Origin of the sequence: uncultured Roseovarius sp. (assembly GCF_913054395.1) — a bacterium.
Lineage (GTDB): Bacteria > Pseudomonadota > Alphaproteobacteria > Rhodobacterales > Rhodobacteraceae > Roseovarius.
Window position 1 is genome coordinate 1 of record NZ_CAJXIP010000189.1, and the last position, 5,485, is coordinate 5,485.

The window sequence follows — 5,485 nt, forward strand, 5'->3', positions numbered from 1 at the left end:
AAACCCCATGCCAGCCCGGTGTTTCACGCGATCCAATACCTGATGGGCAACCAGACCCGCGAAAAGATGGAAAACTTTCGCGGATTTGGCGGGGTTCAGAGCTATCCGAGCCGGACCAAGGATATCGACGATGTCGACTTTTCCACCGGCTCGGTCGGGCTTGGTGTGGCGATTACCTCCTTCGCGTCGATCATTCAGGATTACATCCGGGCCAAGCCCTGGGGCCGCGAAGCACCAATGGGCCGGATGGTCGCGCTTGTCGGCGATGCCGAACTGGACGAGGGCAATATCTACGAGGCGTTGCAGGAAGGCTGGAAGAACGACCTGCGCAACGCGTGGTGGATCATAGATTACAACCGCCAGTCGCTTGACGGGATCGTCCGCGAGGGGCTGTTCGAGCGGGTCGAGAAAATCTTCGATGCTTTCGGCTGGGACGTGGTGCGGGTGAAATACGGTGTCTTGCAACGGGCCGCTTTCAAGGAGCCGGGCGGCGAGCGCCTGCGCGCCTGGATCGACGCCTGCCCGAACCAGGAATATTCCGCGCTGACCTTTATGGGCGGCGCTGTCTGGCGGCGCCGCCTGATGGATGACCTTGGCGATCAGGGCGACGTTACCGCCCTGCTGGAGCGGCGCACGGATCGCGAACTGGCCGCGCTGATGGAGAACCTCGGCGGCAACTGCGTCGCAACCATGGCCGAGACCTTTGCCGCGATCGACCATGACCGCCCGACCTGTTTTCTAGCCTATACGATCAAGGGCTGGGGCACGCCGATTGCCGGACACAAGGACAATCACGGCGGCCTGATGAACAAGACCCAGTTCGCAGAGTGGCAAAACCATATGGGCATTGCCGAAGGTGAGGAATGGGAGCGCTTTGCCGCTGTCGAGGACAGCGCCGCCTTGCAAGCCTTTCTTGCCAGGACTCCGTTCTTCGAAACGGGCACGCGGCGGTTTCATGACGACAAAATTGCCGTGCCGGCCATCGACATCGACACATCGCGCGAGATTTCGACACAGATGGCCTTTGGCAAGATTCTCGACGATCTTTCCAAGGGAGACAGCACACTTGCCGACCGGATCGTGACAACCTCGCCGGATGTGACCGGCACCACGAATCTTGGCCCCTGGGTGAACCGGCGCAAACTGTTTGCCCGCTCCGAACAGGCCGACGTCTTCATCGAAAACCGCATCCCCTCAACCGCGAAATGGGAATTCACGCCAGAGGGGCAGCATATCGAGCTGGGCATCGCCGAGATGAACCTGATGCTGCTTCTGGGCGCGGCGGGCCTGTCGCATTCCCTATTCGGCAAACGGCTGATTCCAATCGGCACGGTCTATGACCCCTTTGTGAGCCGCGGCCTCGATGCGTTGAACTATGCTTGCTATCAGGATGCGCGCTTCATCCTGGTCGGCACGCCCTCGGGCATCACACTTGCGCCGGAGGGTGGCGCGCATCAATCTGTCGGCACGCCGCTGATCGGCATGAGCCAGGACGGGCTTGCCGCGTTTGAACCCGCCTTTGCCGATGAGCTTGCGGTGATCATGGAATGGGCCTTTGACTATATCCAGCGTGACGGCGCGGGCGATCCGGACGAACGCACCTGGTTGCGCGATGAAACCGGCGGTTCGGTATATCTGCGCCTGACGACCAACCCGATCGAGCAACCCGGCAAGCGGGCCGATGACGCCTTCCGGCAGGGCGCCATCGACGGCGCATACTGGCTGCGCAAGCCGGGGCCGAATTGTGATGTGGTGATTGCCTATCAGGGTGCCGTCGGGCCGGAAGCGATCAAGGCCGCCGGGCTGATCGGGGAAGGCCGCCGTGACGTCGGGGTTCTCGCCGTCACCTCGGCGGATCGCCTGAACGCCGGGTGGACCGCGGCGCAGCGGGCCAGATCACGAGGCAACCGGGCGGCAAGATCGCATGTGGAAACCCTCATGTCGGATCTGCCCAGCCATTGCAGGCTTGTCACGCTGATCGACGGGCATCCCGCAACCCTGTCATGGCTGGGTGCCGTCATCGGGCATCAGACCATCCCCCTGGGGGTAGAGCATTTCGGCCAGACCGGCACCATCGGCGACCTCTATCGGCACCACGGCATCGACGCGGCGGCCATCGTCGAAAAGGTAAACGGCCTGACAGAGGGCAAATATGTAAGCCGCGGCTTTCTGGCCTCGCTCACCTATAACTGAGGGTCCCCGCGGTTTTCCACGGTGACGGCTTAGTCGAAGAACGGCGTGACCTGAGCGACGATGACCGCATTTTCGTCGCGGGCGCGCTGCATCAGGTGGCGTTCTTCGTCGGTGATGTCATGGCCTTCGGCCTCGCGCTCGGCCAATGTGCCATAGCCCGACACATCGAGCGGCGCGGTATCGGCCTGTTTCAGGATTGCCACGGTTTCGCGCACCGCCTCGGCCTCGTCCACGCCGCTGGCATAGACCATAAGCGCCGCCCCGGTCGCCTTTTCCGGCAGGCCGTCACCGTCTTTGCGGCCAATTTCAACCAACAGGGTATAGACTTGCTGGCGCGATGATTTTTGCTCTTTGCTCATCCGCCCGCCGTACCCCGCCGGGCCTGCTTTGACAAGCCAAAGCAGGCAGGCCGTGCGCCATGATCGCAACGGTGCGGCCTTTTCAATGCGCGCTTTGTCTTTTAGGCTGCACCGACCCGGATCAAACAGAAGAGCGCCAGATGAAACGGATCAAGGATATGGTGGCCGAGGCCAATAGTGTGGTGAGTCACGCCCCGGCCGCAGAGTTGCTTGACCTGCACGGCCAGAGCGATGTGACCTTCGTTGATCTGCGCGACCCCCGAGAGCTGGAGCGCGAGGGCATGATTCCCGGCGCCTTCCACTGTCCGCGCGGCATGCTTGAATTCTGGATCGACCCGGAAAGCCCCTATGCCAAGCCACAGTTTCAGACCGGCAACCGCTTTGTGTTCTACTGTGCCTCGGGCTGGCGCTCGGCGCTTTCGGCGCGCACCGCACAGGATATGGGCCTGGCCAATGTCAGCCATGTGGACGATGGGTTTTCAGGCTGGAAAAAGGCCGGTGGGCCGGTCGGTGAAAAGCCAAAAAAGCCCGCAGGTTAATGGGCGGCGTCCTGCGGGGGTGAACACTAAAACCGCTCGTAATCCAGCAAAACGGTCCCGTCGACGATTTGCCCGACGAACCCGCAGGGATCGTCACGCTGGGTAAAGTGAAGCCAGACTTTCCTTGCGAAAACATCCGGCGCCATGAAGTAGATGGCAGGATTCAGCTCGTCCCTTGAAATTCGCCGTCCGGGATCGTCCTGTTCGCCAAAGCGGCCCTGTTGCGACGGGGACAGGGACAGGATCTGCATGACATAAGCAAGGTACTCATTGGCCACGAGACAGGAGTCGAACGGACAGGGCGCATCTTCAATCGCCGCGTGGGTCAACTCATGCACCACGATGCTCTGAAAATATGTGTCGATCGGCAGGAAGCTGTAAATGCTATCGGGCAGACGCTGCTCGGCAATCCCGGAAGGGGTCACGATCTCGATCCAATCCTCGCCGCAGTGATATCGCCCAAAGCAATGGGCCTTGAGATCATCAATAAGGTCGATCCGAAGGGGCCGCGTGATTTCCGGCACACCGCAGCTTGCAAAAAGCGCCACCGCCCCTGCCGCCGCCTCACAGACAAGCCGGGCGTCCCAGGCGGTTGCAGCATTCACAGAGAGGTTCGATCCCTCACAGGTCACCGGCTCTGACTGCGCGGGCCAGGACAGCAGCATCATAACAGCAGTTGTAACTTTCAGCGCGCGCATTCAATCCCCCCTGTCAGAGCCTACCAATCACATCGCGCTCTACCACGCCTTGAGATTTATCAGCCCGGCCAGATTCGGACAATTCACCCGCCAGACACAAAAACGCCCCTCGTGAAAGGGGCGCTTTGGGTTGTAAAATGCCTGAAAGCATCAGTCGCGCAACAGCTCGTTGATCGATGTTTTCGAACGGGTCTGCGCGTCCACCTTCTTGACGATCACCGCGCAATAGAGGTTGATACCGTTCTTGGTTGGCATCGACCCGGCCACGACCACCGACCCGGCGGGCACTTCGCCATAGCTGACTTCGCCGGTTTCACGATCGACGATCTTGGTCGACTTGCCGATGAAAACGCCCATCCCCAGAACCGAGCCTTCGCGCACGATACAGCCCTCGACAACCTCTGAGCGCGCACCGATAAAGCAGTTGTCCTCGATGATCGTCGGACCTGCCTGCATCGGTTCCAGCACACCGCCGATGCCGACGCCGCCGCTGAGATGCACGTTCTTGCCGATCTGCGCACAGGAACCGACAGTGGCCCATGTATCCACCATGGTGCCCTCGTCCACATAGGCGCCAAGGTTCACGAAGGAAGGCATCAATACCACGCCCGGCGCGATAAAGGCCGATTTGCGCACGATGCAATGCGGAACCGCGCGGAAGCCTGCGGATTTCCACTGATTGTCGCCCCAGCCCTTGAACTTGCTGTCGACCTTGTCCCACCAGCCGCCGCCCTGCGGGCCGTTGTCGTGGATTTCCATATCCTTGATGCGGAACCCGAGCAGAACCGCTTTCTTGGCCCACTGATTGACCTGCCAGTCGCCGTTTTCCTGGCGCTCGGCCACGCGCAGCTTGCCGCTGTCGAGCGCGTTCAGCGTATCCTCGATCGCCTCGCGCGTTTCACCGCCGGTGCTTGTGGTTATCGTGTCACGTGCCTCCCAGGCGGCTTCGATGGCAGTTTCGAGTTGTGCGTTCGACATGGTCTTATCCTCGGGTTCAACAATCAGGTTGACCTCGGCTATATGCGCAAGCCGGGACAGGATCAATGCAACTGCTCACAAATGCGCGATCTCCCCTGCACTTTCATCTTTCAGGAAATACTCCCGCCGGAGGCATGACACGGCTGATGCCATGCCCCCGGCCTGCGGCTCAGACCTTCACCCGTTCCGAGCGCGGATCATACATCGGCCTGAGGCTCGCCTCGGCGCGTACTCTCATGCCCGCAACGTCAATCTCATAGCTCGAGGCAAGCACCTCTGCCGCGCTTTCCCCCTTGCAGGGCACATAGCCAAGGCCCATCGCCCCGCCAAGGTGATGGCCATAGGCCCCAGAACTCAGAAAGCCGACGATCCTGCCATCCCGCAAGACCGGCTCGTTGTGATAAAGCATCGGTTCCGGGTCGGTCAGGCGGAACTGTACAAGACGCCGCTCAAGCCCGGTTTCGCGCTTGCGCAGGACTGCGTCGCGACCGATGAAATCGGGCTTGTCGGTCTTGACCGCAAAGCCAAGCCCGGCCTCCAGCACGTGATCCTCGCAGGTGATGTCATGACCGAAATGGCGAAAGCCCTTCTCGATCCGGCAGCTGTCCATCATATGCATGCCGCAAAGCCTGAGCCCGTGATCCTGCCCGGCCGCATACAGCGTTTCAAAGGCATGGGCGGCCATATCGGCGCTGACATAGACATCCCAACCCAACTC

General features: G+C 61.0%; 6 protein-coding genes. 2 read left to right on the forward strand and 4 right to left on the reverse strand.

Going from position 1 to position 5,485, the window contains the following annotated elements:
* Positions 1-2,193: transketolase (locus QZ522_RS17465; RefSeq protein WP_294614611.1), on the forward strand; the 2,193-nt coding region annotated here is incomplete at its 5' end.
* A gap of 29 nt (positions 2,194-2,222) precedes the next feature.
* Here the strand turns inward: QZ522_RS17465 and QZ522_RS17470 are convergent.
* The gene (locus QZ522_RS17470; RefSeq protein WP_294614614.1) at positions 2,223-2,552 is read right to left on the reverse strand and encodes a hypothetical protein; all 330 of its coding nucleotides are present in this window, start codon (positions 2,550-2,552) and stop codon (positions 2,223-2,225) included.
* 140 nt (positions 2,553-2,692) lie between these two features.
* On the opposite strand from QZ522_RS17470, the gene QZ522_RS17475 reads away from it, so the two are divergent.
* A complete protein-coding gene (locus tag QZ522_RS17475) occupies positions 2,693-3,091 on the forward strand; it encodes a rhodanese-like domain-containing protein (protein WP_294614617.1) in 399 nt (132 codons plus the stop codon).
* Between the two features lie 26 nt (positions 3,092-3,117).
* Here QZ522_RS17475 and QZ522_RS17480 read toward each other — a convergent pair whose 3' ends face one another.
* From QZ522_RS17480 to QZ522_RS17490, 3 genes are all read right to left on the reverse strand, one after another.
* On the reverse strand, positions 3,118-3,789 hold the full coding sequence (locus QZ522_RS17480; RefSeq protein ID WP_294614620.1) for a DUF6639 family protein: 672 nt from the start codon (positions 3,787-3,789) through the stop codon (positions 3,118-3,120).
* Between the two features lie 150 nt (positions 3,790-3,939).
* Positions 3,940-4,767 (reverse strand): 2,3,4,5-tetrahydropyridine-2,6-dicarboxylate N-succinyltransferase, encoded by an 828-nt coding sequence (dapD, locus tag QZ522_RS17485; RefSeq protein WP_294614626.1) that lies wholly within the window; start codon positions 4,765-4,767, stop codon positions 3,940-3,942.
* A gap of 169 nt (positions 4,768-4,936) precedes the next feature.
* The coding region (locus QZ522_RS17490; protein WP_294614623.1) for a glycine cleavage T C-terminal barrel domain-containing protein at positions 4,937-5,485 on the reverse strand (549 nt) is incomplete at its 5' end.

What these genes read in the sequence shown, in the direction of transcription:
- QZ522_RS17470 (WP_294614614.1), bottom strand. Translation starts at nt 2,552, where the DNA reads ATGAGCAAAGAGCAAAAATCATCGCGCCAGCAAGTCTATACCCTGTTG.
- QZ522_RS17475 (WP_294614617.1), top strand. Translation starts at nt 2,693, where the DNA reads ATGAAACGGATCAAGGATATGGTGGCCGAGGCCAATAGTGTGGTGAGT.
- QZ522_RS17480 (WP_294614620.1), bottom strand. Translation starts at nt 3,789, where the DNA reads ATGCGCGCGCTGAAAGTTACAACTGCTGTTATGATGCTGCTGTCCTGG.
- dapD (WP_294614626.1), bottom strand. Translation starts at nt 4,767, where the DNA reads ATGTCGAACGCACAACTCGAAACTGCCATCGAAGCCGCCTGGGAGGCA.